The 26,668-nt window shown below is 59.7% G+C and carries 27 protein-coding genes; 15 read left to right on the top strand and 12 right to left on the bottom strand.

All coding sequences use genetic code 11. From position 1 onward, the window contains the following. Positions 1 to 949 precede the first annotated feature (949 nt). Both AM571_RS33850 and AM571_RS33845 read left to right on the top strand, forming a co-directional pair. Positions 950 to 1,294 (top strand): hypothetical protein, encoded by a 345-nt coding sequence (locus AM571_RS33850; RefSeq protein ID WP_074065275.1) that lies wholly within the window; start codon positions 950 to 952, stop codon positions 1,292 to 1,294. Positions 1,295 to 1,366: 72 nt separating this feature from the next. Next, positions 1,367 to 1,729: a VOC family protein gene (locus AM571_RS33845; protein WP_074065274.1), complete on the top strand. Its 363-nt coding sequence runs from the start codon at positions 1,367 to 1,369 to the stop codon at positions 1,727 to 1,729. Between the two features lie 41 nt (positions 1,730 to 1,770). Here AM571_RS33845 and AM571_RS33840 read toward each other — a convergent pair whose 3' ends face one another. Continuing rightward, positions 1,771 to 2,766 (bottom strand): LacI family DNA-binding transcriptional regulator, encoded by a 996-nt coding sequence (locus AM571_RS33840; RefSeq protein WP_074065273.1) that lies wholly within the window; start codon positions 2,764 to 2,766, stop codon positions 1,771 to 1,773. A 175-nt stretch (positions 2,767 to 2,941) separates the two neighbouring features. Here AM571_RS33840 and AM571_RS33835 point away from each other — a divergent pair, with 175 nt between their 5' ends. The 6 genes from AM571_RS33835 to AM571_RS33810 all read left to right on the top strand — a co-directional run bounded on the left by AM571_RS33835 (position 2,942) and on the right by AM571_RS33810 (position 8,268). Further along, positions 2,942 to 3,889: a sugar ABC transporter substrate-binding protein gene (locus tag AM571_RS33835; protein WP_074065272.1), complete on the top strand. Its 948-nt coding sequence runs from the start codon at positions 2,942 to 2,944 to the stop codon at positions 3,887 to 3,889. A 124-nt stretch (positions 3,890 to 4,013) separates the two neighbouring features. Then, positions 4,014 to 5,135, top strand: coding sequence for an ABC transporter permease (locus AM571_RS33830; RefSeq protein ID WP_074065271.1), 1,122 nt, complete (start codon positions 4,014 to 4,016; stop codon positions 5,133 to 5,135). A gap of 2 nt (positions 5,136 to 5,137) precedes the next feature. Then, entirely contained in the window at positions 5,138 to 5,932 is a 795-nt protein-coding gene (locus AM571_RS33825; protein ID WP_074065270.1) for an ATP-binding cassette domain-containing protein, read from the top strand. Positions 5,933 to 6,013: 81 nt separating this feature from the next. Beyond that, positions 6,014 to 6,817 (top strand): TIM barrel protein, encoded by an 804-nt coding sequence (locus AM571_RS33820; protein WP_074065269.1) that lies wholly within the window; start codon positions 6,014 to 6,016, stop codon positions 6,815 to 6,817. Between the two features lie 42 nt (positions 6,818 to 6,859). Next, positions 6,860 to 7,852, top strand: a complete 993-nt coding sequence (gene iolG, locus AM571_RS33815; RefSeq protein ID WP_074065268.1) for an inositol 2-dehydrogenase — start codon at positions 6,860 to 6,862, stop codon at positions 7,850 to 7,852. A gap of 128 nt (positions 7,853 to 7,980) precedes the next feature. Beyond that, entirely contained in the window at positions 7,981 to 8,268 is a 288-nt protein-coding gene (locus tag AM571_RS33810) for a MurR/RpiR family transcriptional regulator (protein ID WP_074065267.1), read from the top strand. A gap of 247 nt (positions 8,269 to 8,515) precedes the next feature. Here the strand turns inward: AM571_RS33810 and AM571_RS33805 are convergent, their stop codons facing one another. The 5 genes from AM571_RS33805 to AM571_RS33785 are packed head-to-tail and all read right to left on the bottom strand — an operon-like array spanning position 8,516 to position 13,119. Next, on the bottom strand, positions 8,516 to 9,748 hold the full coding sequence (locus AM571_RS33805) for an ABC transporter substrate-binding protein (RefSeq protein ID WP_074065266.1): 1,233 nt from the start codon (positions 9,746 to 9,748) through the stop codon (positions 8,516 to 8,518). Between the two features lie 32 nt (positions 9,749 to 9,780). Further along, complete coding sequence (locus AM571_RS33800) at positions 9,781 to 10,740, bottom strand: branched-chain amino acid ABC transporter permease (RefSeq protein WP_074065265.1); 960 nt, start codon at positions 10,738 to 10,740, stop codon at positions 9,781 to 9,783. Further along, positions 10,737 to 11,618: a branched-chain amino acid ABC transporter permease gene (locus tag AM571_RS33795; RefSeq protein WP_074065264.1), complete on the bottom strand. Its 882-nt coding sequence runs from the start codon at positions 11,616 to 11,618 to the stop codon at positions 10,737 to 10,739. The genes AM571_RS33800 and AM571_RS33795 overlap by 4 nt, the downstream gene beginning before the upstream one ends. Then, positions 11,618 to 12,331, bottom strand: a complete 714-nt coding sequence (locus AM571_RS33790) for an ABC transporter ATP-binding protein (protein WP_074065263.1) — start codon at positions 12,329 to 12,331, stop codon at positions 11,618 to 11,620. Before AM571_RS33790 ends, AM571_RS33795 begins: the two co-directional genes overlap by 1 nt. Further along, positions 12,328 to 13,119: an ABC transporter ATP-binding protein gene (locus tag AM571_RS33785; RefSeq protein ID WP_074065262.1), complete on the bottom strand. Its 792-nt coding sequence runs from the start codon at positions 13,117 to 13,119 to the stop codon at positions 12,328 to 12,330. Before AM571_RS33785 ends, AM571_RS33790 begins: the two co-directional genes overlap by 4 nt. Positions 13,120 to 13,346: 227 nt before the next feature. Here AM571_RS33785 and AM571_RS33780 point away from each other — a divergent pair, with 227 nt between their 5' ends. From AM571_RS33780 to AM571_RS33750, 7 genes are read left to right on the top strand one after another with little or no spacing between them, the layout of a single operon-like run. Next, positions 13,347 to 14,537, top strand: coding sequence for a cytochrome P450 (locus AM571_RS33780; RefSeq protein WP_074065261.1), 1,191 nt, complete (start codon positions 13,347 to 13,349; stop codon positions 14,535 to 14,537). Beyond that, positions 14,537 to 15,562, top strand: coding sequence for an amidohydrolase family protein (locus AM571_RS33775; protein ID WP_074065260.1), 1,026 nt, complete (start codon positions 14,537 to 14,539; stop codon positions 15,560 to 15,562). Before AM571_RS33780 ends, AM571_RS33775 begins: the two co-directional genes overlap by 1 nt. A gap of 28 nt (positions 15,563 to 15,590) precedes the next feature. Continuing rightward, complete coding sequence (locus tag AM571_RS33770; protein ID WP_074065259.1) at positions 15,591 to 16,505, top strand: ABC transporter substrate-binding protein; 915 nt, start codon at positions 15,591 to 15,593, stop codon at positions 16,503 to 16,505. Between the two features lie 45 nt (positions 16,506 to 16,550). After that, positions 16,551 to 17,219, top strand: coding sequence for a 4-carboxy-4-hydroxy-2-oxoadipate aldolase/oxaloacetate decarboxylase (locus AM571_RS33765; protein ID WP_074065258.1), 669 nt, complete (start codon positions 16,551 to 16,553; stop codon positions 17,217 to 17,219). Continuing rightward, a complete protein-coding gene (locus tag AM571_RS33760) occupies positions 17,212 to 17,772 on the top strand; it encodes a cupin domain-containing protein (protein ID WP_074065257.1) in 561 nt (186 codons plus the stop codon). Before AM571_RS33765 ends, AM571_RS33760 begins: the two co-directional genes overlap by 8 nt. Next, positions 17,769 to 19,010 (top strand): NAD(P)/FAD-dependent oxidoreductase, encoded by a 1,242-nt coding sequence (locus AM571_RS33755; protein WP_074065256.1) that lies wholly within the window; start codon positions 17,769 to 17,771, stop codon positions 19,008 to 19,010. Before AM571_RS33760 ends, AM571_RS33755 begins: the two co-directional genes overlap by 4 nt. Before the next feature lie 29 nt (positions 19,011 to 19,039). After that, on the top strand, positions 19,040 to 19,360 hold the full coding sequence (locus AM571_RS33750; RefSeq protein WP_074065255.1) for a 2Fe-2S iron-sulfur cluster-binding protein: 321 nt from the start codon (positions 19,040 to 19,042) through the stop codon (positions 19,358 to 19,360). Positions 19,361 to 19,449: 89 nt separating this feature from the next. Here the strand turns inward: AM571_RS33750 and AM571_RS33745 are convergent, their stop codons facing one another. The 6 genes from AM571_RS33745 to AM571_RS33720 form a co-directional block, all read right to left on the bottom strand. After that, positions 19,450 to 19,881 (bottom strand): VOC family protein, encoded by a 432-nt coding sequence (locus AM571_RS33745; RefSeq protein WP_074065740.1) that lies wholly within the window; start codon positions 19,879 to 19,881, stop codon positions 19,450 to 19,452. 420 nt (positions 19,882 to 20,301) lie between these two features. Further along, a complete protein-coding gene (gene pntB, locus AM571_RS33740; RefSeq protein WP_074065254.1) occupies positions 20,302 to 21,675 on the bottom strand; it encodes a Re/Si-specific NAD(P)(+) transhydrogenase subunit beta in 1,374 nt (457 codons plus the stop codon). 21 nt (positions 21,676 to 21,696) lie between these two features. Further along, positions 21,697 to 23,271: a Re/Si-specific NAD(P)(+) transhydrogenase subunit alpha gene (locus AM571_RS33735; protein ID WP_074065253.1), complete on the bottom strand. Its 1,575-nt coding sequence runs from the start codon at positions 23,269 to 23,271 to the stop codon at positions 21,697 to 21,699. Between the two features lie 107 nt (positions 23,272 to 23,378). Then, positions 23,379 to 24,506, bottom strand: coding sequence for an S-(hydroxymethyl)glutathione dehydrogenase/class III alcohol dehydrogenase (locus tag AM571_RS33730; RefSeq protein WP_074065252.1), 1,128 nt, complete (start codon positions 24,504 to 24,506; stop codon positions 23,379 to 23,381). A 493-nt stretch (positions 24,507 to 24,999) separates the two neighbouring features. Further along, complete coding sequence (locus tag AM571_RS33725; RefSeq protein ID WP_074065251.1) at positions 25,000 to 25,584, bottom strand: YceI family protein; 585 nt, start codon at positions 25,582 to 25,584, stop codon at positions 25,000 to 25,002. Between the two features lie 19 nt (positions 25,585 to 25,603). Then, positions 25,604 to 26,455 (bottom strand): hypothetical protein, encoded by an 852-nt coding sequence (locus AM571_RS33720; RefSeq protein WP_074065250.1) that lies wholly within the window; start codon positions 26,453 to 26,455, stop codon positions 25,604 to 25,606. Between the last annotated feature and the right edge of the window lie 213 nt (positions 26,456 to 26,668).

Raw genomic sequence — 26,668 nt, 5'->3', positions numbered from 1 at the left:
CAGGACGCCGCGCTCTTTGGGTGATGTGCTCGCAGCGCCTCACAACGAAGGCAGCACGATCTGAATCGGAACGTCTGAGGAAAGGGGGCGCACGCAAAGCACGGCGGCCTGATCAATGAAACGATGTTGTGCCTGCTCGGCAGGCACAAAAAAGGCCGGGCAAACCCGACCTTCCTCACATCGCTTCAATTCCAGTGCCAGTACATCCGTGGTCAAAAGTCTTGAGCGACTTGCGGCCCCGCGGACATCCTCAGACGTTCACCAGCAAGGCCGATGTGCAGTCATATAGAGGCACATTGTGTTCGTAACAAGGTGATCATTCAAGCTTGCGGCAGCGATTTTTGTTTCCGCATCAGACACGCCGCTCGAAGCGCATGTTTATCACCTTCGGCGATCTTGCCGTCCGAAGGTGTGCCGACTGCGTTCAGCCGCTGCGTTGGGTAGCGCGAGGCCCTTCCTATCGTAGGTGCCGCCTTCCTCAACGCCTGGTAATTGGCATCTTCGCTGCGGCAGATAGGCCTCTGCTCCACTGGAATGATTGTCGACCCTGGCCAGACCGTCTCCAAGCCAGACCAGCGCGACCGCCTGCGCCAGCAATGCCGATCCGATCACGTCAAGGTCGGCCGGTTCGCCGCCGAATTCGTGAAGAACTTTCGCGGGAAGTTGGGGGAGATCCGCAGGCGGTCATCGACAATCCGGAGCAAAGCTCGCTGGCATCCACCGAGCTGATCTGCCTGTCCGGCCAACAACTTATTCCTGAGCGCGACAATGCGTTCCCGGGTGGTTCAAGCGTATTTGCAAAGTCCCACTAAAAATCCGTCCGGCGACCCCTTGCCCCGCTTCACACCTTTCACATCTATTGATTGCATCCTAGCATTGATTGCGCTTACTCTCGCGTACTCAATGCTCGTCGTAGTGTGTCCCAGCGACTTTTTGAGAACCGTGTGCCATGAATGACCCCAGCTTCCTTTCCTACAGCTCCGAAACTTCAGCTCAGCAGCTAGACGATAATTTGAAGATCGATCCGGTCTATGGATTCGAGTTGGTCGCCGGGATGGCGGACGAACTCGCATACGAAGCGACGGAAGAGGCGGCTTACAAGGCTGCACTGGCCCACCGGCAAGAACTCCTTGCGCGTGATGGCCTGAAATTCAAGGAGCCGACCGCAATCTACAAAGTTTGGCTGAAGCCAATCCACGCTGCGTTGCTTCTCGACGTTATGAATTTCCCCGACGAACGCGCGGATGATCGGCTCGTCAAACGCAAACAGCGCATTGGACTGGTGACGGAATAACAGGCGTTTCGGTTACCCGCGCAAGCCCGTGTGAGATGAACCTGGCACGAAACCTTCAATGGGAGGGCCGATTTGCACATCATCGGGATAGACCACATACAGCTTGCCATGCCATCGGGCGAAGAAGAAGACGCTCGGGCCTTTTATCAGGGGTTGCTCGGGCTTCGGGAGGTTTCAAAGCCAGCGCATCTTGCCGCGAGAGGTGGATGCTGGTTTGAAGGAGAGGGGGCCAAAATCCATCTCGGTGTCGAGGCAGAATTTGTCCCTGCGCGAAAGGCGCACCCTGGCCTTCTCGTTCGTGACTTGTCTCGGTTGAGCGAACGGTTGGAAGACGCCGGATTCCCGACAATCACCGACCAGCCTCTGGACGGTTACAATCGCCGATATGTCAGTGATCCGTTCGGCAACAGGCTGGAACTGATGGAACGCTGTTGATCGCGAGGATAAACGCAACGACTGAAGCGAAGGTTTTGAGTTCAAGCCGACAATCTCCGGACAAAACGCCCCGATAAGGCGATTGTTTCAGATGCACGCTCTCCGGTGATCATCGCAACAATGGCATCGACCATCTTGTCGGTGGGCTGTTCATAGCTAGTCAGTTCGTAGGCCGGAGCTCCACTGAGCTCGATATTGTCGAAGCCGACGACCGCCAAGTCGTCCGGAACTCCAAGGCCGAATTCGCTCCGTGCGACATCCATTGCTGCAAGCGCCAGAATGTCATTTTCACACATTAATACGTCTATGCGCGATGCGGGCGAGGTGGCGCTCAGATAACTGCGCGCTGCCTCGGCGCCGGCCCGGGCGCTGTATTTTTCCGCGGCCAGTTCAATGACGCCTTCGATGCCTTTCCGGCGCCAGAAATTTGCATAGTGATGACGCCTGCCCAGCGCCGTCGACAGGGTCCTTGCCCCCGTCATAAAGCCGGGACGTCGATACCCTTTGTCGAACAGATAGTCGACGATTTCACTAAGGGCGAGTTCGGCGTTGCAGGCGATGGCGGGAACGCCGTGGATTTGGCTGTCTCTAGCAAGAACGAACATCGGCGGGAAACCTGGACCGAGCCGTCGATCACCCAGCGTTTCCTCGCGAAAAGCCGTGCCGAACAAGATCACTGCATCGAACTGCCGCTGGTCTGCATTGATCAGTGCATGAACATGATCGAAATGACGGTTGATGTTGATCAATACGGTCAGCAGGCCTTCCGCCTGGAGGCGCTCGGTCAACATTTCCAGAACAGGGAGCTTGTGTGGATTGGCAAAGTCGTCGACGAAGACGGCGACCTGATGGGTGGTGTTCGTCGCGAGGCTGCGGGCAAGCAGGTTGGGCGAATAGTTTAGAGCCTCTGCCGCCTTAAGAACCTTTTGTCGGCTGGCGTCCGTTATGGACGCACCGGGCGTGAACGCGCGGATGACGGTCCATTTCGATACGCCGGCAGCTTCCGCCACCTCTTTCGCCGTCGCCCGTTTGCGCATGGCTGGTCCTCCTGATTGGAATGAATATTCCGCGAAAAAAGAAAAATGGAATGGATGCTTGATTTTTCTCTACGATAAAGTAACTTTGCCGGGCTTGCTACCGGGTGCAAGGGTGGTTGCAACCGGTGGCATCGGGAGGTCCGCAGGGTGCGGGACCGTTTTGTGGGAGGATAAGATGAAATTCGGTTTGAAATCACTTCTGGCAGGCGCGGCCGTCGCTGCGGCGCTCATGTGCACTACGGCAATCGCCAATGCCGCAGACACTCGCATTGTTGCCGTCACCCACGGCCAAGCCAATGATCCGTTCTGGTCCGTCGTCAAGAACGGCGTCGGCGCAGCGGCGAAGGACATGGGTGCCAGCGTCGACTATCGCGCTCCTGAAACCTTCGACATGGTGTCGATGGGGCAGCTCATCGATGCTGCCGTCAATCAGAAGCCTGATGGGCTTATCATCTCCATTCCTGATGCCTCGGCGCTCGGACCGTCCATCAAGAAGGCTGTCGCCGCCGGCATCCCTGTGATTTCCATCAACTCCGGTTCCGACGTTTCCAAGGAGCTGGGAGCGCTTCTGCATGTCGGTCAGGACGAATATACCGCCGGCAAGGCCGCTGGCGCGAAGTTGCAGGAGCTTGGCGGCAAGGAAGGCCTGTGCGTGAACCAGGAGGTCGGCAATGTAGCGCTCGACCTGCGCTGCAAGGGCTTTGCCGATGGTTTCGGCGGCAAGGTCACGGTCCTGCCCGTCAGCAACGATCCGGCAGATGTCCGCGCCAAGGTCAAGGCGGCGCTCAGTTCCAATTCGGCTGTCGACACCGTCATGGCGCTGGGTGCCGGAACGGCTGGCGAACCGTCGCTCGCGGCCGTCGAAGATGTCGGCATGGCCGGCAAGATCAAGGTTGCGACATTCGACCTTTCGGCCGATTTCCTGAAGGCCGTGGCCGACGGCAAGGCAGCCTTTGCGATCGATCAGCAGCAGTTCCTGCAGGGCTATCTGCCCGTCGTCTTTCTGGCCAACTATGCCAAATACGGGCTTATGCCGGGGGGTAATGTTCCATCCGGCCCGAACCTTATCACCAAGGACAAAGCCGCCCAGGTCGTGGATCTTTCCGCCAAGGGCATCCGCTGAACGGAATTGCCGAAAGGCATTCTCCCAGAATCTCCTCCCCTTGATGGGGGAGGGGGTTTGGCTGACTGACCGCGCTGCAAAGCAGCGCCAACGCTATCCTAAATCATGATCCGTGGGAGGAGTTATGGCTTCGCTTGAGCAGAGAACGGCGGCCGCGTCGAAGGCAGATGAGCGTGTCAAACAGGTGAGCTTTCTGACGCAAATGATGCGGCGGCCAGAGCTCGGTGCCGTGGCTGGCCTTGTTCTCGTCATCGTCTTTTTCTTCATCACCGCCGACCGCACCATGTTCTCGCTTTCCGGCCTGATGACCATCATGGCGCCGGCATCGCAATTGGGTATCCTGGCCATTGCGGCGGCCCTTCTGATGATAGGCGGCGAGTTTGATCTTTCGATCGGCTCGATGGTGGCCTTTGCGGGATTGATTTTCGGTGTCATCCTCACGAATTTTGGTCAGCCGCTTTCGGTTGCCATCGTCATGACGATGCTCTTTGCCGCGTTCATGGGGGCGATCAACGGACAGATCGTCATCCACACGCGCCTTCCGTCCTTCATCGTGACCCTGGCATTCCTCTTCATTCTCCGCGGCTTGACGCTCGTCGGCCTCAAATGGGCGACAGGGGGCTCGACACAGCTTCGTGGCATTGGCGAACGTGTCCAGGACAGCCCGCTGCGTAGCCTCTTTTCCGGCGATGCCCTTAAGGGCGTATTTGTCTGGCTCGCGGATCACGATCTGATCGACAAGTTTCCCAATGGCATGCCGAAGGTCTCGGGCATCCCGGTCTCCGTATTGTGGTTCGCCGCGATTGCCCTGGCCGCGACGTGGGTCCTCTTGCGCACCCGTACCGGCAACTGGATCTTTGCCGCCGGTGGTGATCCCAATGCGGCGAGAAATTCCGGCGTCCCGGTCCACAGGGTCAAGACCGGCCTGTTTGCGCTGACGGCATGTGCGGCGGCTCTGGTTGCCATCATCACCGTGCTCGATGCCGGCTCGACCGACGCCAGGCGCGGCTTTCAGAAGGAATTCGAAGCGATCATAGCCGCGGTCATTGGCGGGTGCTTGCTGACTGGCGGCTACGGTTCGGCGATCGGCGCCTTCTTCGGAGCGATCATCTTCGGCTTGGTTTCGATCGGCCTGACCTACACCAAGTTCGACTCCGACTGGTTTCAAGTCTTTCTGGGGTCGATGCTGCTGCTGGCCGTTCTTTTCAACAATTTCATCCGCCGCAAGGTTACCGGGGAGCGCTGATCATGGCTGATGCCAAGTTTCAAATGCCGATCATTGAAGTGACCGACATCATCAAGCACTACGGCTCCGTGATTGCGCTCAACGGCGTGTCGATGCAGGTCTCGGCTGGAGAGGTGCTTTGTCTCCTCGGAGACAATGGCGCGGGCAAATCCACTTTGATCAAGACGCTCTCCGGTGTCGTCCGTCCAAGCGGTGGTGTGTTTCGGGTGGAAGGCAAGCCGGTCAGTTTCCGCAGTCCGCGCGACGCGCTCGACGCGGGGATTGCGACCGTCTACCAGGATCTTGCAATGATCCCGCTGATGTCGATCACCCGTAACTTCTTCATGGGGCGGGAGCCTCGCAAAGGCTTCTTTCCTTTCCGTCACCTCGACCTCACGCACTGCAACGATGTCACACGTGAGGAGATGCGCAAGATCGGCATCGATATCCGCGATCCCAACCAGGCGGTCGGCACTCTGTCCGGCGGCGAACGCCAATGCGTTGCGATTGCGCGCGCGGTCTACTTCGGTGCAAAGATCCTCATTCTCGACGAGCCGACCTCGGCGCTCGGCGTGGCGCAAACCTCGATGGTGCTGAAATACATTCACCAGGTCCGACAGAACGGATTGGGCGTCATTTTCATCACCCACAATGTCCGCCATGCCTATGCGGTGGCGGACCGCTTCACCATCCTCAATCGCGGCAAGACACTTGGCACCTTTTCCAAGGCAGACATCGCGATGGACGAGCTTCAGAACCTCATGGCCGGCGGCAAGGAACTGCAGCAGTTGTCCGCAGAGCTCGGCGGTACGATATAGCCGGCACACTTTTGAGGCGGCGACCGATTGGCTTTCAAAGGTCGCCGCCTTTCACTCAATCATCAACCATGGAATACGGTCATGAACGATGGCTCGTCGAATGCCTCATCCCCCTTCACGCTCGCGGTCTGCGCCGAGATGGTCTTCAAGTCGCTTCCTGTCATCGACAGGCTGAAGCGCATCACCGAACTCGGTTTTCACGCCGAGATCTGGGACTGGACGAAACATGACATCGCCGTCCTTGCAAGATCCGGAGCGGCTTTCTCTTCGATGACGGGATATGTGACCGGCACGCTCGCCGACGACGAAGGTGCAGACGAATTGCTGCGAACTGCCAAGCAATCGATCCCGATCGCCAGGCAGCTCAATTGTCCCCGCCTCAACCTGCACGGGACCGGTCTCGACGGCCAGGGTCTGCCGGTGGTCAAGGTTGACAAGGTGACTGGCGCGATGTGGCTCAAGGCGCACGATACGCTTAACCGCATCGCCGACCTTGGCGAGAAGGAGAACGTCACCTTCGTGCTCGAAAACCTCAATGAAGCCGTCGACCACCCGAAGACCCCGTTTGCCAAGGCAGAAGACACGCTTGCCCTCATCTCGTCGGTAAACCGACCATCTCTGAAGCTCAATCTCGACCTCTATCACGCTCAGATCGGCGAGGGAAACCTGATCGAGCTGTGCCGGCGCGCGCTGCCCTATATCGGCGAAATCCAGGTCGCGGATGTTCCCGGCCGCATGGAACCGGGCACCGGAGAGATCAACTACAAGGCAATCGCCCGTGCGCTCAAGGACATGGGTTATCGCGGGACGATCGGCATGGAAGCCTGGGCCTCCGGCGATGACGAGACGGCGCTTGCCCGTTTCCGGGACGCTTTCACGGTTTGAAGACTTCAATCGTCAACGCTTACATTTCATGGAGAAAGATCAATGATCAGGTTTGGAGTCATCGGCGCCGGCCGGATAGGCAAGGTGCATGCCGCGACCATCGCGGCCAACCCAAAGGCGAAGCTCGCCTATGTGGCGGACGCCTTCAGGGCATCGGCTGAGGCGCTGGCGGCGCAGACGGACGCTGAGGTTGCCAACGCGGAAGATGTCATCAGATCCTCAAATGTCGACGCAATTCTGATTGCGACGCCGACACCCAGCCACGCCGATCTCATAGAGGCGGCCGCGAGAGCCGGCAAGGCAATCCTGTGCGAAAAGCCGGTCTCCCTGTCGGTCGAGCGCATCAATGCTTGCCTGGACGTCGTCGAGAAGAACAAGTCGACCCTGATGATCGGCTTCAATCGTCGGTTTGATCCCAACTTTGCCAGCGTGGAAGCGCGTCTGCGCCGCGGCGATATCGGCGAGATCGAGATCGTGACGATCACCAGCCGGGATCCCGCGCCGCCGCCGGCCGATTACGTCGAAACTTCCGGCGGGCTGTTCCGCGACATGATGATCCATGACTTCGACATGGCCCGCTTTCTCATGGGAGAGGAGTTCGTCGTCGTCAACGCACTTGGATCCTCGCTTGTCGACAAGGCGATCGGGGCCGAGGGCGATGTGGATACCGCAGCCGTGCAGATGCAGACGGCCTCTGGGCGCATCGCCGTCATCACCAATTCGCGCCGGGCGACTTACGGCTACGATCAACGCATCGAAGTTCATGGAGCTGCCGGCATGCTCGCGGCGAAGAACATCCACGCAACCAGCGTCGAGCTTTCCAACGCTCACGGCGTTTGCGGTGATCCTGTCCAATATTTCTTCCTCGAGCGCTACGCCCAGGCCTATGCCAACGAGATCAACGCCTTCATCGATGCAGTGGACACGGGCAATCGGTCACTAAGCCCTGGGGGACGTGATGGGCTCCAGGCCCAGAAGCTGGCGGAGGCGGCCACCGTGAGCTGGCAGAACGGCAGGCCGGTTCAGGTCGATTGACAGGCTTCGAGGCGATGCGGCGACGTTCTCGCGCTGCCGCATCGTCGCCGGGTGCCGTGCCGCGTCGCGATATGCGTTCGGATCGTGCTGCGATTGTCGCAAGGCGACCCTTTGAAAGGTGAAGCACAATGCTAAAGGATCGAGACCGCCGTCCTCCCGAGACACTGCAGGAACTGAAATATCTGATCGCCAAAAGGCACATCGTCTTTTCCAACAGCGTTGAACGGGTCGCCAAGCAGATCATTGAGCGGCCGGAAATGATTGCATTCGAAAGTGCCGCTGCGATTGCGCGCAATTGCGAGGTTTCTCAAACGACAGTTCACCGACTTGCGCATCACATCGGATTTCGGACATTGCGCGAGTTTCGCGCGATGATAAGAGATCATCTTCGCAAGACTGCCGAAAATCACCGCTAAAGAACGTCGCTCGGCGCAAGCTGCCCTCCCGGTCATGAGGTCGAGCGCCCCGGCTTCCTTGCTGCGCTGACCTTCTCGGATGATCGCTCCTGTAAAACCGGATGGACCAGCCGGGTTCCGATTAAGCGGACGGGCCGCTGAATTTGCCGGCGGGCGCAACTGGAATAGATAGCGATTGGACAAGCGTCGGCAGCTCAAAGGAAAGAGGGCGCCGAGGTTGAACGGCACCCATAGCGAAGATCACAGCCTACTCGTGTGTAGTTCCTTCAAAATCCAAAACGCCGCCAACAGGAATGTACCTCTGACCGTCGAACTGGTAAAGCTGAAGGGCTTCAACTGGATAGATGTCGGATCCTTCCTTGGTCGTGATGTTGATGCCGTCGAAGAACAGCGGGTTTTTCCAGCCATCCATGTTGTGGACGACCTTCATCAACTCCTCTCGGGTCGGCTCCTTGAGCTTTTCGAGCGACTGGATGAGCGTGTCGCCGATCGCGTAGCCGGTTTGGCCGATCGTATTGGCGAAGACGAAGTTCACTTTGGCGGCTTTGATGGCATCGAGATAGCGGTCGACGCCTTCGTCACCAGACTTCTGGTCGCTGATGATCGGCTTCAGGAAATCCGAGGTGACGATGCCCTTGGCGTTTTCCAGGCCGACGGACTGGAGGACCGGATAGGCAGACGATAGATTGGTGACCAGGGTCAGCGGCTTCCAGCCGCTTTCGGACTGGAAGCGGATGGCCTCACCGCCCTGCCGAGGGGCAGCGATGATGATGAGGGTGTCAGCGCCGGATGCCTTCAAGGTGCTGAGTTGGGTTTCCACCGTGGGGTCCTGTGATGTCACAGGTTGACGTTCGAGTATCGTGATTTTCGATCCCTCGATCGCGCGGTCGAAGGCTTTCATGAAGGTCTGGCCAGTTTCCGTGTTCAGGTACAGGAAGGCTACTTTAGCGTCAGGCTTGTTGTTTTCGAGATATTTAGCGAACGCGTCCGCCTCCGTCGAGAAAGACGGTACAAAGCCAACCTCCCACTCCGGAGCATTCAGGGAGACGACACCGGAATACATGAAGACGTTCGGAACCTTCTTCTGGGTGATGTAGCGTCCGATGGCGAGATTGTTCGGTGTGGCGGCTGTGCCGACCAACGCGAAGACCTTTTCCTTCTCCACCATTTTGCGGACATTGGCCAGCGTGCGCTGCGGATCAAGGCCGTCGTCCTCGACGACAAGTTCGACCTTGCGGGTCTTGCCGTCTCCCATCTTGACGCCCCCTTCGGCGTTCGCCTGCTCGATACGCGCCCGGATGCCCTCGGCCACGCCGCCGACGACGGCGACCGGACCCGTCAGCGGACCCGTGACACCGATCTTGATCGCTTCGTCGCTAATGCCCGGCGATGGATCCGCGGCACTGGCGTGGGAGGCTGCGAGCAACACGGCAGCGCCCAGGCTCATCGTGCATCCCCTTAGAATAGTGACCAATCTCATTTTAGTTCCTCCCATGTCGATGGCGGGCCATCTCAGCCAGCCGCCCTCCGAAAAATCATCGAAAGCCATTTCTCGATGAAGCCAGTGATCCCGTTGCGTGCGACCATCATGATGAAGATCAGCGCGAGGCCGTAAATTAGGTTGCCGAGGCTCAGGTTGATGTCGGATGCCCAGCTGGGGACGAAAACCATGAACAGGCCGCCGACGAACGCGCCGACGATGCTGGTGACGCCGCCGACGATGCTGCCAATCACGATGTTGATGGACAGGATCGCCAAGAAAGATTCCGGGCTGATGAAGCCACTGACGATGGCGAACACTGCCCCGCCCAGTCCTGCAAGCGCCGAGCTGATCGAGAACGCCCAAAGCCGGGCGCGCGTCAGGTTCACACCGAGCGCCTGGGCAATCTGAGGATTGTCGCGCTGCGCCCTGAGCGCGCGGCCGGTGTCGCCGGACAGTATTTGGAAGACGAGCAAAGCACCGACGCCCGCACACGCAAGCGAGATGAGATAAAGCCACAGCTCCGGAATGTCCGTCATCAAGCCCGGCGTTTCGGGAGCGTCGACGGGAAGCCCGGATACGCCGCCGGTCAGGCTTCCCAGCTTGAGGAGCAGCTGCGGGAACGCAGCCGCTATGCCGAAAGTGACGATGGCCAGCTGCAGACCTTGCAGTCTGAGCGCCGGCAGGCCGATCACCAGCCCGACTGCGGCCGAGACCGCAGCTGCGACCGGTAGCGTAGCCAGCGGGGAAACGCCGTAGGTGGCGTTCAGGATCGCGGTGACATAGGCGCCGACGCCGAACAGCGTTCCTTGGGCAAGGCAAATCTGCCCGGCATATCCCATCAGCAGGTTCAGTCCCAGGATCGCGATGGCATAGGCGATCGCGATGGCCACTTGCTGGAGTGCGTAGGCCGGGGCGAAGACTGGGATCAGAATTGCCACGATTGCGAAGAGACCGAACTTGATCGCGGTTGAGAGGAATAAGTCTCTCATAGTTTTGTCACCTTGTAGGAGCCGAACAGGCCGACGGGCTTCACGAGCAGGATGATCAACGTCAGGGCGATCGGCACTGCGATGCGCATGTCGGCTCCAATAAACGAGAGGTAGCTGGCGCCCAGGCTCTCGGCGACGCCGACCGCGAGGCCGCCGACGATCGCGCCGAGCGGACTGTCCCATCCCCCCAGCGTTGCGGCTGCCAGGCCGTAGAACAGGATCGGTGTCATCATCGTCGGGCTGAGGAACAGGCGGGGCGCGATCAGGATCGCGGCCAGTGCCCCGATGACGGCGGCCAAGCCCCAGCCCAGCATCAGCATTCGTTCGACATCGACGCCCACGAGGACGCTGCGTGCACGATCAAAGGCTGCTGCCCGCAACGACAGGCCGAGCTTTGTGAAACGGAAGATAAAGCCCATCGCCAAGGCAATCGTCAGGAGGATCGTCAGCGTCCCGACAGCAGAGGACAGCACGCGGACCTCGCCGATGCTAAAGCCGCCATCTGGGAAAAGGTTTGGAAACGAGAGCTGTTCTGCACCCCAGATCCACATAGAGGCGGCCTGAAACAGGACGAGGATGCCAAGCGTGATGACGACCACCGCTTCCACGGGAGCATCCATCATAGGTCGGATGATCAGGCGGAATGTCACGATCCCGATGGCGAATGCAGATGCGAGGCTCGCGACAACTGCGAGCCAGAGCGGCACGCCCCACTGCATCAATTGCCAGGCGCCATAGGCCGAAAATGTCGCCATCTCGCCTTGGCCAAAATTGACGACATTGGTCGCCCTGAAAATGAGGACAAGGGCCAGCGCCAGCGCCGCGTAGATAGCACCCGTGGTCAAGCCGCTGACGACGAGCTGAAAGAAGAAGCTCATCAGGCGACTCCCAGATATGATTTCTTGATGTCTTCGTTGCCGATGAGCTCGCTCGCCGCGCCGCTCGCGACGATCTGGCCCGCCTCGATGACGAAGGCCCTGTCGGCGTATTGAAGGGTGACGTCAACGTTTTGTTCGACCACGAGCAGCGTCATGCCGGTCTCCTTGTTCAAGGACTTGAAGATCGCCAGGATTTCCTGGGTGATCGACGGAGCCAATCCGAGAGATGGCTCGTCGCACATCAGCAGTTTTGGCCTCGACATCAGCGCACGGGCCACGGCGAGCATCTGCTGTTCGCCGCCGCTCAAGTTTCCGGCGAGCTGACTGCGCCGTTCCCGCAATCTGGGGAACGTCTCGTACCAGCGCTCCTTGTCTTGCCTCACCTGCGAGCGGCTGGCCACGATCGTCGCGCCGAGCGACAAGTTTTCTTCCACGGTAAACTCTGTGAAGGTGCCGCGACCTTGCGGTATGTGCGCGACGCCGAGCGCAAGACGCTTCTGGGCGGAAATCTTGTCGAGCGCTTTTCCGGCGTAGGAAACCGAGCCCTTGAACGGCAGCAGACCCGAGACCGCGCGCAGAAGCGTCGTCTTTCCGGCGCCGTTGGAACCGAGCAAGGCAACGAATTCGCCTTCACCAATCGAGAACGAACAGTCAAACAGTGCCTGTGTTTTGCCGTAGAAAACGGACAGGTCTTTTATATCCAGAAGGGTCATGCCGCCCTCCCGAGGTAAGCGGCGATCACCGCATCATTTGACTTGATTTCGGCAGGCGTTCCCTCGGCCAGGTTGCGGCCCAGGTGGAAGACGACGATCCGGTCGCAAAGGCTCATCACCAACCCCATGTGATGCTCGATGAGCAGGATGGAGAGATTGCGTCTGCGCCTTATCGCGTCGACCAGCGCGCCGAATTCATGGACCTCGCCGTGGGTCAGTCCACCGGCGGGTTCGTCGAGCAGGAGTATCTTCGGCTCCGCGGCAAGCGCCCGGGCGATTTCCATCCGCTTCTGCAGGGGATAGGGCAGCGATCCGGCCGCGCGGGCGGCGAGATCTGCCATGCCGACCTCCTCGAGCACCGCCATTGCCTTTTCACGCGTAGAGCGCTCCAAGGCTCTGACCCGGAACGGCGCAAAGATCGCCCTTGCGAAATTTCCGCCGAGCCGATGATGGGCGCCCAACATGACGTTTTCGAGAACAGTCATCGACGCGTAGATGCCTAGATTCTGAAACGTCCTTGCGACACCCATTCCGATCATCTCGCGCGTCTCGACGCCTTCGAGCGGCTGGCCGTCAAGCATGATCGATCCGGCTGCGTAGTTTACCAGACGCGTTGCCGCGTTGAGAAAGGTCGATTTGCCGGCGCCGTTCGGGCCGATGAGCCCACAGATCTCCCCTGGCTTTACGCAAAGCGATACCTCTGTCAGCGCCTTCACCCCGCCAAACTGCACGGAGACATCCCGCGCCTGGAGCACCGGGCGCACCTCGACGATGCTGCTGTCGTTCACTGATTTCCTCCCTTCCGAAGCGGCTTCTCCTCGGTCTGTCAATTTCTGTTGTTGACAGCCAACCCCGCTTTGGATACCTATCCGTATCCGAAGACGTTTCGGTATGTCAAGCATCAATCGCATTCGATTGCTTCCCCGAAACGTCCAGAGGTCGATGCTGTCAGCAGGAGAAGGTGGCAGCGAGATTTGTGACAACTCCCCAAAGCGGGAGTGCTGGGAGGACATCGATGACGGGATCACAAACCGAACTGACGGGGGAAAACCTCTACCGGGATCCGTATCCCGTCTATGCGCGTCTGCGTGCAGAGCAGCCCGTGGCATTCTTCGAGGGAACGAAGGAATATTTCATCACACGGTTCGACGATTGCCGCACCGTCGGCGGCAACGACAAGGTGTTCGGGCCTTCGGGCTCGGCAGACCGTCCGGAAGCCCGCGTCATGGGGATGCCGAACGTCCTGACAATGTCTGGCGAGGATCATCAGTGCCTACGTCAGGGTATCGACGAGAATCTCACGCAGGAGCGCGTGCGCTCGTTCGTCGAAGATCTGACGCGCCCGGTCGTGCAGCGTTTTATCGACTCCATCAAGAAGAATGGAGAAGCCAACCTTACCGCCGAACTCTTTGAGCCAATTTCGGTGCGGTGCATCGGCGACGTCATCGGCCTGACGGCGACACCCAACGAGGCCCTCGTCGAGTGGTTTCACGCGATGGCGCTCGGCCTGCAGAACGTCAGCAATGATCCGGCCATATGGAAGCGATTGGACGACGCGCTTGCCGACATCGACAAGCAGATGGGCAATCTTTACCAGGCCTGCCTGTCAAAGCCCAACCACTCTCTTCTTAGCCACGTCATGTATGGCGGCATGCCAAAGGGCGAGGTTCGCAGCTGGGAGGAGATTTCTCCGACCATGCGCGTCATCATCCTCGGTGGCCTCCAAGAACCAGGGCATGCAGCGGCGAACGCCTGTGCGGGTCTTCTTTCAAATCCCGATCAGGCAAAGCTCATGGCCGAGCAGCCGCAGGAAAACGCCATGCGCGCCTTCGACGAGGGCCTTCGCTGGATTGCCCCGATCGGCATAACGCCCCGCATCGCCAAAGAAGACTTCGAGATTGCCGGCACAGTCATTCCTGAGGGGTCGTCTGTCGCCATCGTCATGGGGTCGGCCAATCGCGACGAGACGCGTTTCGAAGACGCCGACCGCTTCGACATGTTTCGCAAGAAGAAGCAGCACCTGTCGTTCGGCTTTCGTCCGCACTTCTGTTCCGGCCATTTCCTGTCGAGGGCCATGGGCGAGATTGCGCTCGCGGAGGTGTTCCGGCAATTGCCGGATCTCCGGCTCGACGCCTCGCGTGAGGTCAAGGGCAAGGGCTGGCGGTTCCGCGGCATTTCCGATCTGCCCGCGAAGTGGAACGCGTAATGTCGCTCATCATCGACTGCCACGGCCACTTCACGACGGAGCCGCCTGAGCATCATGCCTTCCGAACGGCGCAGGTCGCTTATGCGGAAGGCAAGTCCTCCGAGCAGCCCATCTATCCGGGTATCCCGGACAGGCAGCTCCATGACATCATCGAGGCAAACCAGCTGAAGATACAGCGCGAGCGCGGTTCGCATGTGACACTCTTGAGCCCGCGTGCCTCCGGCATGGGCCATCACGTTCCGGGCCTGGCAGTCGCCAAGGAATGGTCGCAGCTGTCGAACGACAATGTCGGCCGCATCGTCGACATGTTTCCCGACAATTTTGCTGCCGTCTGCCAGCTTCCGCAGACAATCGACGGTGGCCTTTCTGCTGTCATCGGTGAGTTGGAGCGCTGCGTCGAGAACGGCTTCGTCGGTTGCAATCTCAATCCTGATCCCTCAGGCGGACGCTGGAGCGCGCCGCCAATCTACGATCCGTGGTGGGACCCGATGTGGGAGGCCATGGTCGCGCTTCAGGTTCCTGCGATGATCCATGTTTCCAGCTCCTGCGAGCGCTGCCTCCACATGACGGGAGCGCATTACATCAACGCGGACACTGCGGTATTCATGCAGCTCATCCAGGGAGATCTGTTCGAGCGCCACCCGGAACTCAAGCTGATCATACCGCATGGTGGCGGGGCTGCCCCTTACCATTGGGGTCGCTATCGTGGCCTGTCGATCATGCTCGAAAAGCCGAGCCTCGACACGCACCTGATGAACAACCTGTACTTCGACACCTGCGTCTACCATCAGGCAGGCATCGACACGCTGTTCAACGTCGTCGATGTCAAGAACATCCTCTTCGGCTCGGAGTTGCTCGGCGCGGTCAAGGCGATCGATCCGGAGACGGGACATCCGTTCGACGACACCAAGAGATACATCGATCACCTTGTCCTCGACGACGACCAGAGACATGCGGTCTTTGAAGGAAACGCACGGCGCGTCTACCCGCTCTTGGACAAGAGACTACGCGAGCGGGGCCTTTGAAGCTTCGCGATCATGAGGGAGAAATCAAATGGCTTCGAGCCGACATCTGAGCCTCGCAGGCGGGGCGCAAGGGTTCAACTGGCTTCCGGTCTTCATCGCCGAAGAGCATGGAATTTTTGCCAGGCATGGACTGACAATCGACTATAAGAAGATGGGCACCGTCGACAAGGCGACCACCGCGGTTCTCGAAGGCGAGGCCGATCTCGCGATAACCCCACCTGAAGGTGCGGTCTCGAACTTCGTCAAGGGCGGCGTGCTGCGTGTGATCGCTTCGAACTCGAACCGCCTGCCGATGTCGCTCGTCGCCCAGCCTTCGATCAAGTCCATCCAGGACCTCAAGGGCAAAAAGGTCGGCACGTCGTCGCTCACCGAAGGCACTGCAATCTACACGCAGATGCTTCTTTCCAAGGAAGGCTTGCGGTATCCCGGCGACTATGAATTCGAACTCGCCGGCATCCACACGAAGCGTTGGGAAGCGCTCAAGGCTGGAGAGATCGACTGCGCGCCGCAGCCTGCACCCTGGAACTTCCTGGCCGAGCGGGAGGGCTTCAACCTGATCGGCGAGATCAACGACGTCATCCCTGAAATCGTCTTTGCCGCTGTCATCGGCCGCAAGAACTGGCTCGACGACAACCGTGACGTTGTTGTCCGCTTCCTGCGGGCGCTGCTCGATGCCTATGCGATCACCAATGACCCCAGCCGGGCAGATGTCACGCTTCCAATCTTCCAGCGGATCACGACCAAGGACGACATCGAACTTGCTTCACGTGGCCTTTGCTACATGCGCGACATGGGTATGTGGCCGGGTGACCTAACCATTCCACAAGCTGCGATGGACAAGACCATTGACCTCATGATCCGCGCGAACCTGCTTGACGAAGCCGCCAGAGCTCTAGCGGGAGACGTGTTCGATCGCGCTCTCCTCGAAGCTGCATCCGCCTGAACGATCTGTTGAGGCGCGTTCCACGGACATGCCAGGAGTTTTTCAATGAAAGTAATGACGAAGACCGCGCGGACGGACCGCGAAATATGCGAAGCACTGGGTAAGCTCGGCGTCGCCACTGTTCACGAAGCTCAGGGGCGCAAAGGGCTGCTGGCGCCGCACCTGCGTCCTGTAATCGACGGCGCTCGCATCGGTGGCACGGCGCTGACCTGCGAGGTTCCGCCCGGCGACAACTGGATGATCCATGTGGCGCTCGAAATGGCTCTGCCTGGGGACATCCTGGTCGTCGCACCGACCTCGCCATGCACCGACGGCTATTTCGGCGACCTGCTCGCCACCTCCTGCAAGGCGCAAGGCATCCTCGGTCTGGTGATCGACGCTGGCGTCCGTGATGTGGCTGATCTTCGCGCGATGAACTTTCCAGTCTGGGCAAAGGCCATATCGGCCCAGGGCACCGTCAAGGAGACATTGGCGAACGTCCAGGTTCCAATGGTGTGTGCCGGAGCCTATATCGAGCCGGGCGACGTGATCGTCGCCGATGATGACGGGGTCTGTATCGTCAAGCGCGGCGAGGCAGCTCAGGTGCTTGAGAAGGCCCTCAAGCGGCAAAGGATGGAAGATGACAAGCGCGGCCTCTACGAGTCCGGCAAGCTCAGCCTCGACATCAACAACATGCGTCCGCAGCTCGAAGCAAAGGGCCTGACCTATGAATAGGGCTGCCGAAGTGCGCATTCCCCGCCGCGTCGTCACGGGCATCAGGGACGGCAAGTCGGTCTTCGTCAGCGATGGCCCGCCCCCCAACGCCCACGCCTACGATTCCGTGCCCGGACATTTGACTTCGGTTCTTTACGCCACCGCCGCAAAACCCTTCCTTCCGCAGGATTGTGCGGAGCAGGCACCCCCGCAGATATTGATCAAGCCTGAACCCGGTGCGACGAAACTCATGATTGTCGTCTTCCCGCCGGATTCGGTATTTGCGACCGTCGATCCCGCCTGCGCCTTTGAGGAGCAGGCAGTCCACATCCCTGGCCTCATCCAGGCATTCGAGCCCGACGCGCCAGGTATGCACACCACCGACACGGTCGACTACGATATGGTCCTCGACGGCGAGATCTGGCTCGAACTCGACGATGGCGCTGAAACCTTGCTGAAGCAGGGCGACATCGTGGTCCAGTGCGGCACCCGCCACGCCTGGCGCAACAAGGGCGACAGGCCCGCCACGATGTGCTTCGTCCTCATCGGCGCCGAAAGGAAGGTCGTGAGATGAGGCCGGACAACCTCACCCGATCTTTCGACTGTGTGATCGTCGGCGGCGGACACGGCGGTTCGCAGACAGCCGCTGCACTCAGGCAATCGGGGTTTTCGGGAAGCATCGCGCTGATCGGCGCTGAACCGGACCTTCCCTATGACCGCCCCTCGCTTTCGAAGGATTATCTGGCTGGCACGAAGACATTCGAAAGGATGCATCTACGGCCCCAGGATTTCTGGGGGACGCGTGAGGTGGAATTGTTGCTTGGGCGGCATGTGAGCGCCGTCGATCCCACGGCTCGCATCGTGGTCACCGATGGTGGCGAGTATTTCTCCTACGGCCAGATGGTTTGGGCCGCCGGGGGCGATCCGCGGAAGCTTTCCTGTTCGGGCAGCGACCTGGCAGGAATTTTCTACATCCGCAGCAAGGCGGATTGTGACGCACTGATCGATGTGCTTCCCAACGCCCGGAGAATCGTGATCATCGGCGGCGGTTACGTCGGCCTGGAAGCGGCGGCAGTGTTCCGAAAGATCGGCAAGGAGGTGACCCTGGTCGAGGCCCTTGACCGTGTGCTGGCGCGTGTGGCGGGGGAACCAATTTCACGGTTTTACGAAAACGAGCATCGGGCGCGCGGCGTCGATCTCCGTCTCAACAGCAATGTCGCCTCCTTGGAGGGCGTGAACGGGCGGGTTTCGCGTGTGGTTCTTGAAGCCGGCGAGGCGATTGCAGCCGACATAGTCGTCGTCGGAATTGGCATCATCCCGTCGGTTGGTCCACTGATTGCCGCCGGAGCTAAGGGCGCAAACGGTGTCGATGTCGACGAGTTTTGTCGTACGTCAGTGCCCGATATCTATTGCATCGGCGACTGCGCCCGCCTGGAAAACGGTCCTGGCATCCGCATCGAATCGGTGCAGAACGCGACCGATCAGGCGACCACTGCTGCAAAGGCGATCTGCGGGGAGTTCAAGGCATATGATGCAACGCCGTGGTTCTGGTCCAATCAGTACGACCTGAAAATGCAGACGGTCGGCCTCAATTACGGCTTCGACAGTGTCGTCACGAGAGGAGATCCTGCCTCGCGGAGGTTCAGTGTCATCTATCTGAAGAACGGGGCGGTTCTTGCCCTCGATTGCATCAATTCGCCACGCGATTACGTGCAAGGGCGAAAGCTTGTCGACAGCGCGGCCAGGATCGATCCCGCCGCTTTGGCGGACACATCGAGACAACTCAATGAAATCGACTTCGTCACGTCGTGAGCGTCAAGAGCGCAGAAAGTGGAGGAAAAATGGCTACCATATCAGTACGGACCCGAGACGGAGGGCTCCATAGCTTCGACGGACGGATAGGCGCCTCGCTCATGGAGAATATCCGCAACGCCGGGTTTGACGAACTTTTGGCGATGTGCGGCGGCTGTCTGTCCTGCGCCACCTGCCACGTGTATGTCGAGCAGCTTCCCACGAGCGCAAGTCTACCGGTGCCCTCGATCGATGAGACCGAGCTGCTCGAGGGATCAGACTACCGTCAGGAGCGCTCCCGGCTTTCCTGTCAGATACCGTTCGACGAGACACTCAGTGGCATCGTGATCGGAATTGCCCCCGAGGACTAGAACGAGGTCCACTTTCGAACAGGGGACGTGACAGGTCAATCTCGCGAACATCCCGGGCGGCTGAACGCGCCCGGGCAACGACCTGCAACCTAGGTCTGCTCCAGCTCGAGTATATTTCCCTCTGGATCGCGCGCATAGGCGATCAGAAGTGGCTTTTCCTCCGTCCCAAGGTCCGTGATTTCGCCAATCTGCGCGCCACCCGCCTGAATGATTTGTGAGAGTATACCGCTGATATCTTTCAGCTGGAACGATAGGTGAGCGAAGCCCGGTTCATTCACTCTTGGCTGATCCCTATCATACGTGACTTTGTGCTCGTGTATTTCCAAGAACGGGCGGTCGAGTTCGGGGAACTTGAGCCAAATCGAGTAGATCTGTGAGTTGGCAATCCCGTTGCCTCGCGACACTCTTTCTCCCGATAAGGCCCTGGGTTCCCGGAGGTGCTCGCATCTCAAGACATCTACATAGAACGCCGCAAGCGCTTCCGCATCTCGGGCGACCAAGTTTATGTGAGCAAGTTTCATGATGTTAGGATAGCTCGGAGATGAGGCCAGCATATCGATTGGCAGGGAACAACAAAAAAGATGGCTTGAGCCGATCACGGTCCCGCATGTAGGGCCGAAGGTTTTCAAGGCAGGAATTCATGATCTGGTCCCGGGTTTGGCCGTCGACGATGGTGGCAGCAAGCTATCCATTTCAGTTTAGGCTCGCAACCAGACGAAGGTTTGATCAGGACGTTGCTCAAAGGGTAGTCTTCGAATTTTCTGCGACCTGCTGGGCCGTCGCCGCAGCGGCAAGGATGAATAGTGAGGCATCCTCAAGGATCTGCTGTGCGAGGTGTTGGGATCGCTGTCGGTTGCGGCCGGCCGCGTTATGCTTCTGTGGGGAGGGAAGTCGCCGTGCAGGCGAGCCCTCCCTCCCACCAGAAAGGGACGAAATGGGGCTCAGTTGATTATCGGCAGCAGCTTGTTGATCGACTCCTTGGCGTCGCCGTAATACATCCGGGTGTTTTCTTTGTAGAACAAGGGGTTTTCGATCCCCGAATAGCCGGTCCCCTGGCCGCGCTTGGAAACAAAGACCTGCTTTGCTTTCCAAACCTCCAGGACCGGCATGCCGGCGATCGGCGAATTCGGATCTTCCTGTGCGGCTGGATTGACGATGTCGTTGGAACCGATGACGATGACGACGTCGGTATTGGAAAAGTCGTCGTTGATTTCGTCCATTTCCAGGACGATGTCGTAGGGCACCTTTGCCTCAGCCAGGAGTACGTTCATGTGACCGGGCAAGCGGCCTGCAACCGGGTGGATTGCGAAACGCACATCCTTGCCGGTGGCGCGTAGCTTGCGGGTGAGCTCGCAGACCGCACTCTGTGCCTGTGCAACTGCCATGCCGTAGCCGGGCACGATGATGACTGAATCCGCATCGTTAAGCGCGGCGGCGGCGCCTTCGGCGTCGATTGCAACCTGTTCGCCCTCGATGGCCATCGCTGGGCCCGAGGCATTGCCGAAACCGCCGAGGATCACCGACAGGAACTGCCGGTTCATCGCCTTGCACATGATGTAGGAGAGGATTGCGCCGGAGGAACCAACAAGCGCGCCGGTGACGATCAGAAGGTCGTTTCCGAGCAGGAATCCAGTTGCCGCCGCTGCCCAGCCCGAATAGGAGTTGAGCATGGAAACGACCACCGGCATGTCGGCCCCGCCGATCGCCATGACGAGATGCGCGCCGATGACGAAGGCGATCAGCGTCATGAGATAGAGCGTCCATGAGCCCGCGCTGTTCATGTAGAGCAACATGAGGACGAAAGAGGCGGCGACCATCGTGAGGTTGAAGGCATGGCGACCGGGTAGGATGAGTGCCTTACCGCCGATGTGGCCCGAGAGCTTCCCATAGGCGATGATCGAACCGGTAAAGGTGACGGCACCAATGAAGACCCCGAAGAAGATCTCCACCTCGTGGATGATCTGCTCTGCATGCGTCGTGAATTCATGCGCCGTTATGTCGGAGTTGAGGCCGATAAAGACGGCAGCCAGGCCAACAAAGGAGTGAAGGGCGGCCACGAGCTGCGGCATGCCAGTCATTTCCACGCGCCGCGCCATCACCGCCCCGACGACCGCACCGACCCCCAGCACGACGACGAGCATTACCGAAAGGCCGACGCCCGGCCCGAAGATCGTCGCAATGATCGCGATCGCCATGCCGACGATGCCGTACCACACGGCGCGCTTGGCGCTTTCCTGGCCCGAAAGCCCGCCAAGCGCGAGGATGAAGAGAACCGAAGCCGCAATATAGGCGGCAGTTTGGATACCGATAGACATTGTCAATTCCCCGCGGCCTGATCAGGACTTCTGGAACATGTTCAGCATGCGGCGCGTCACCATGAATCCGCCGACGATGTTGATCGTCGCAATCGTTACGGAAATGGCCGCAAGCGCCGTCACCAGCCAACCCGCAGCGGTGATCTGCAGGAGCGCACCGATGACGATGATGCCGGAGATGGCGTTGGTGACGGCCATGAGCGGCGTATGCAGCGAATGCGAAACGCCCCAGATCACCTGAAAGCCGACGAAGCAGGCAAGTGCGAAGACGATGAAGTGGCCCATGAAGACGGGGGGCGCAAAGGCGCCGATGAGGAGCATGAGCAATCCGCCGAAAATGAGAAGGCCGACCTGGTTTTGCGTCGCGGCCTTGAAGGCGGCCGCCTCTGCGGCGCGCCTTTCCTCGGGCGTCAACACCCTGGTCTTTTCCTTGGGCTTCTGCGCCGCAATCGCCCGAATCTTTGGCGGCGGCGGCGGATAGGTGATTTCGCCCTTCAAAGCGACCGTCGCACCGCGGATCACGTCGTCTTCCATATTGTGGACGATGACGCCGTCCTTCTTAAGGGTGAGGTCCGTCATCATGTGGCGGATGTTGGTCGCGTAAAGCGTCGACGACTGTGCGGCCATTCGGCTTGGGAAGTCGGTATAGCCGATGACGGCGACGCCGTTGTCGGAGACGATTCTCTCGCCCGCAACGGTCAGGTCGCAATTGCCGCCGCGCTCGGCGGCAAGGTCGACGATGACGGAGCCCGGCTTCATCGCGGCCACCATGTCGGCAAGCCACAGCTTGGGCGCGTCGCGGCCGGGGATCAGCGCCGTCGTGATGACGATGTCGATGTCAGGCGCGATTTCGCGGAACTTCTTCAGTTGCGCCTCGCGGAACTTAGGCGAGGAGGGCGCGGCATAGCCGCCGGTCGCAGCCCCGTCCTGCTGCTGTTCCTCGAAGTCGAGGAAGACGAATTGCGCGCCCATGGATTCGATCTGTTCGGCGACTTCCGGGCGCACGTCGAAAGCATAGGTGATGGCACCGAGCGAAATACTGGTGCCGACGGCGGCAAGACCGGCGACGCCCGCGCCGATGACAAGCACCTTGGCGGGCGGGATCTTGCCGGCGGCCGTCACCTGGCCGGTGAAGAAGCGGCCGAAATTGTTCCCCGCTTCGATCACGGCGCGGTAGCCGGCGATATTGGCCATGGAGGACAGCGCGTCCATCTTTTGGGCGCGCGAGATGCGCGGCACCATGTCCATGGCGATCAAGTTGGCGCCGGTCGCTCCCGCCTGGTCCAGGAGGTCCTTGTTCTGTGCCGGATAGAAGAAGGATATGAGCGTCTTGCCCTGCGAGAGCGCCGACAGCTCGTCGCTGCTGGGCGGGCGCACCTTCGCGATCACGTCGGCGCTTGCAAAGAGCGTTTCGGCGGTATCGACAACTGTCACGCCGGCGGCGCGGTATGCATCGTCGGAAAAGCCCGCAAGCTTGCCGGCGCCTGTTTCGATGGCGCATTGATATCCGAGTTTCTGAAGCTGTATAGCGCTGTCAGGCGTCATTGCAACGCGCGCTTCTCCTTCCAGCCTCTCTCGAGGCGACCCTATCAGCACGTATCCCTCCCTTGAATGTTGAAGTCACCGATCTGAAGCGAGCCTGGGTTCAGTTCCGGCGCAGCCGAACCTATGAAACCCCGGCCCGCGCAATCCGACGATTGGCCTCAATAGATCACCACGCCGCGGATGCTTTGACCGGCATGCATGAGTCCGAAGCCCTTGTTGATGTCCTCGAGCGGCATCGTATGGGTGATCATCGGATCGATCTCGATCTTGCCTTCCATGTACCAGTCGACGATCTTCGGCACGTCGGTTCGCCCGCGCGCGCCGCCGAAGGCCGTGCCCATCCAGCTGCGGCCGGTCACCAGCTGGAACGGACGCGTCGAGATCTCCTGGCCAGCACCGGCCACCCCGATGACGATCGACTTGCCCCAGCCGCGATGGCTGGCTTCCAGCGCCTGGCGCATCACCTTCGTGTTGCCGGTGCAGTCGAAGGTATAGTCGGCACCGCCGATCTGGTCGGCGCCGCGCTTCGTCAGGTTGACGAGATAGGCCACGATGTCGCCCTCGACCTCCTTCGGATTGACGAAATGCGTCATGCCGAACTTTTCGCCCCAGGCCTTGCGGTCATTGTTGATGTCGACACCGATGATCATGTCGGCGCCGGCAAGCCTGAGGCCCTGGAGAACGTTCAAACCGATGCCGCCGAGGCCGAAGACGATGGCCGTGGCACCGATCTCCACCTTGGCGGTGTTGATGACGGCACCGATGCCGGTGGTGACCCCACAGCCGATATAGCAGATCTTGTCGAAGGGGGCGTCGGCATTGACCTTGGCAACGGCAATCTCCGGCAGCACCGTGTAATTGGCAAAGGTCGAGCAGCCCATGTAGTGATGGATCTTGTCCTTGCCGATCGAAAAGCGGCTCGTGCCGTCCGGCATCAGGCCCTGGCCCTGGGTGGCGCGGATCGCCGTGCAGAGGTTGGTCTTGCGCGACAGGCAGGACGGGCATTCACGGCATTCCGGCGTATAGAGCGGAATGACGTGGTCGCCCTTCTTGACCGAAGTGACGCCCGGTCCGACATCGACGACGATGCCGGCACCCTCATGGCCGAGGATTGCCGGAAACAGGCCCTCCGGATCGGCGCCAGACAGCGTGAAATCGTCGGTGTGGCAGATGCCGGTCGCCTTGACCTCGACCAGAACCTCGCCGGCCCGCGGGCCTTCAAGCTGTACGGTCATGACTTCCAGCGGTTTTCCAGCCTGAACGGCAACGGCGGCGCGAACGTCCATTTAGAATTTCCTTTCGAATAAAACCGAGCTTCGGCAAGGCGGTGATCAGTGAAGTCGCATGTCAGAGGCGATAGGATCGAAGCGATGGATAGCCGCGCGCAGGGCAAGATGCCCGGATCCACCGCGTTCGAGATGCCAATTGAAAAACCCCTTGATCCTCCCTCGGATCTGCGGGCCAACCCCCTCAGATCCTTCAGCCGCATTTTCTCGTTAACATACCGAAATGCATCTGCATACCAAAAAGTATCCGAAATACACGAATTGCGAATCTCTGCCGTTGCGTGGCCTTCACCGGCGGGCACGCCTTGCCGTACAGCAGCCGCCGAATTTCGGCCCGTCCTTTCCCGCTTCCGCCTTGGCGCAACGCCGGATGCGCCAAGCGGAGTGTTCACCAGATTTGGCCGGGCGAGTGCAGCCTGACGGTCCATCAACAGAAAAGGCGCCGTCGTGATCAAACGACGGCGTCCTAGGGAGACGACCTGACGGTCTTGCATTATCCCTGGTGTTCGCGACCTTCCACCTCGATCACGAGATCGACCTCGTCGCCGATCATGCCGAGTGCGGCCTTCATGCCGAAATCGCTGCGCTTGACTTTGGTGGTCGCGCTGAAACCGACAACGTGGCTCTTATCCCAGGGGTTTTGACCTTCCTTGTTGAACGTGACGTCCAAGGTCGTGGATTTGGTGACGCCCGCTATCGTCAGGTCTCCGACGATCTGTCCGGTATTCTCGGTTGTCTTCTTGAACTCCTTGCCGACAAACGTGATTTCGGGAAATTCAGTGGCGTTGAACCAGTCCGCACCCTGGATGTCACCGTCACGCTGCTTGTTGTTCGTCGAGATCGAGGCGACGGTGACCTTGACATCGAGGCTGCTGGCGTCCGGCTTGGAAGCGTCGAAATCGAAGCTGCCAGAGAACTCTTGCGCGACACCGATCACCTTCGTAAAGCCCAGATGATCGATGTAGAAAGCGATGCCCGAATGGACGGGATCGATGTCGAATTTCGCGGCCCAGGCGGGCGACACCGCGCCGGCGAGCGCCGTCATCGAAAGTAGCAATGCTGCAAGTCGGTATTTCATTTCCATTCTCCTCCTGATGTTAAACTGGAAAGCTCGACCCATAATCGAGAAATGCGACGGCAAAGGCCGCTGCAGCCGGCACTACAGCCAAGATGACGTGGACGAAAAGGCGCGGAAACGGCAAAGACACGCCCAACGTCCGGCAGGTCCGCTCTGAGAGTGCCGGCAGCACGACGCACAGAGCGAGAACCGCGAGTGCGATGGGGTCGGCCTTGCGCGTGATCAGCAGAACAGTATCGGCAATGGCGATCAGGCCCCCCAACGCGCCGATCGCCGAGGCGCCGCCAAAACGGTAGGCAGGCTTTACGGCGTGAATGACCATGATCCCAAAGCACCCGCCCGCAAAGAGCAGGCAGAGCTGAAACGAGGAAGACGAGGCGCCGAGAAGGGCTATCGGGGCGAAGCCGAGAGCAAGTACGGCAACGACGCCGCCGCGCTTTACGTCGTCTTCTGCGCCCGTTGCTCCGCGCAGCACCATCCCCATGACAGCCATTCCGGCGGCTGCTGCGAGCACCACTTCCCAGGACGCTATCCCCAATCGCGGCGAACCGACATAGAATGCGGCTGCGGCCGGCTGGAGAAGTGCTAGAAGGCGCAAGGCGCGTGGAGCGGCAATCTCGGCGGCGAAGCCGATCGCCGTTCCAAAGGCGATCACGTAAAACACCTTGTTGACCGCACCGACAGGCGGAAAGGTCGGCACCTTGTTATAGGCGAGCCAATACGCTGCAAGCAATGCTGCCGGCATCAGCAGATCGGTAAGCCGGGCTGGGCCGCGCCAGCGCATCAGGCTCGACGCTAAAAAGCCGACGAGCGCCATGACGAGCAGAGACGAGACCAGCGCCTCCTGTGGGGAGTTGCCAAATCCAAGCATGCAATGATTTCCGATTTTCGAATCTAGGACGGCGTGCCGTCGATATATGCGAACTGTGCGACCAGGCGCGTCTTAATCCCTGGCTCGTGCGCCTCGACAGGTCGTTGTCAAAGTAGCTATCTCCATGATCTCCCCATAACTCCGCAGCGCCTCGACAACGGTCGAGGCTTGCGACTTTAAATACCAGTTGGTTTTCACATACCAAATGGTTTC

Source organism: Rhizobium etli 8C-3 (genome assembly GCF_001908375.1).
GTDB lineage: Bacteria > Pseudomonadota > Alphaproteobacteria > Rhizobiales > Rhizobiaceae > Rhizobium > Rhizobium etli_B.
This window is presented reverse-complemented; position numbering and strand designations above follow the sequence as displayed.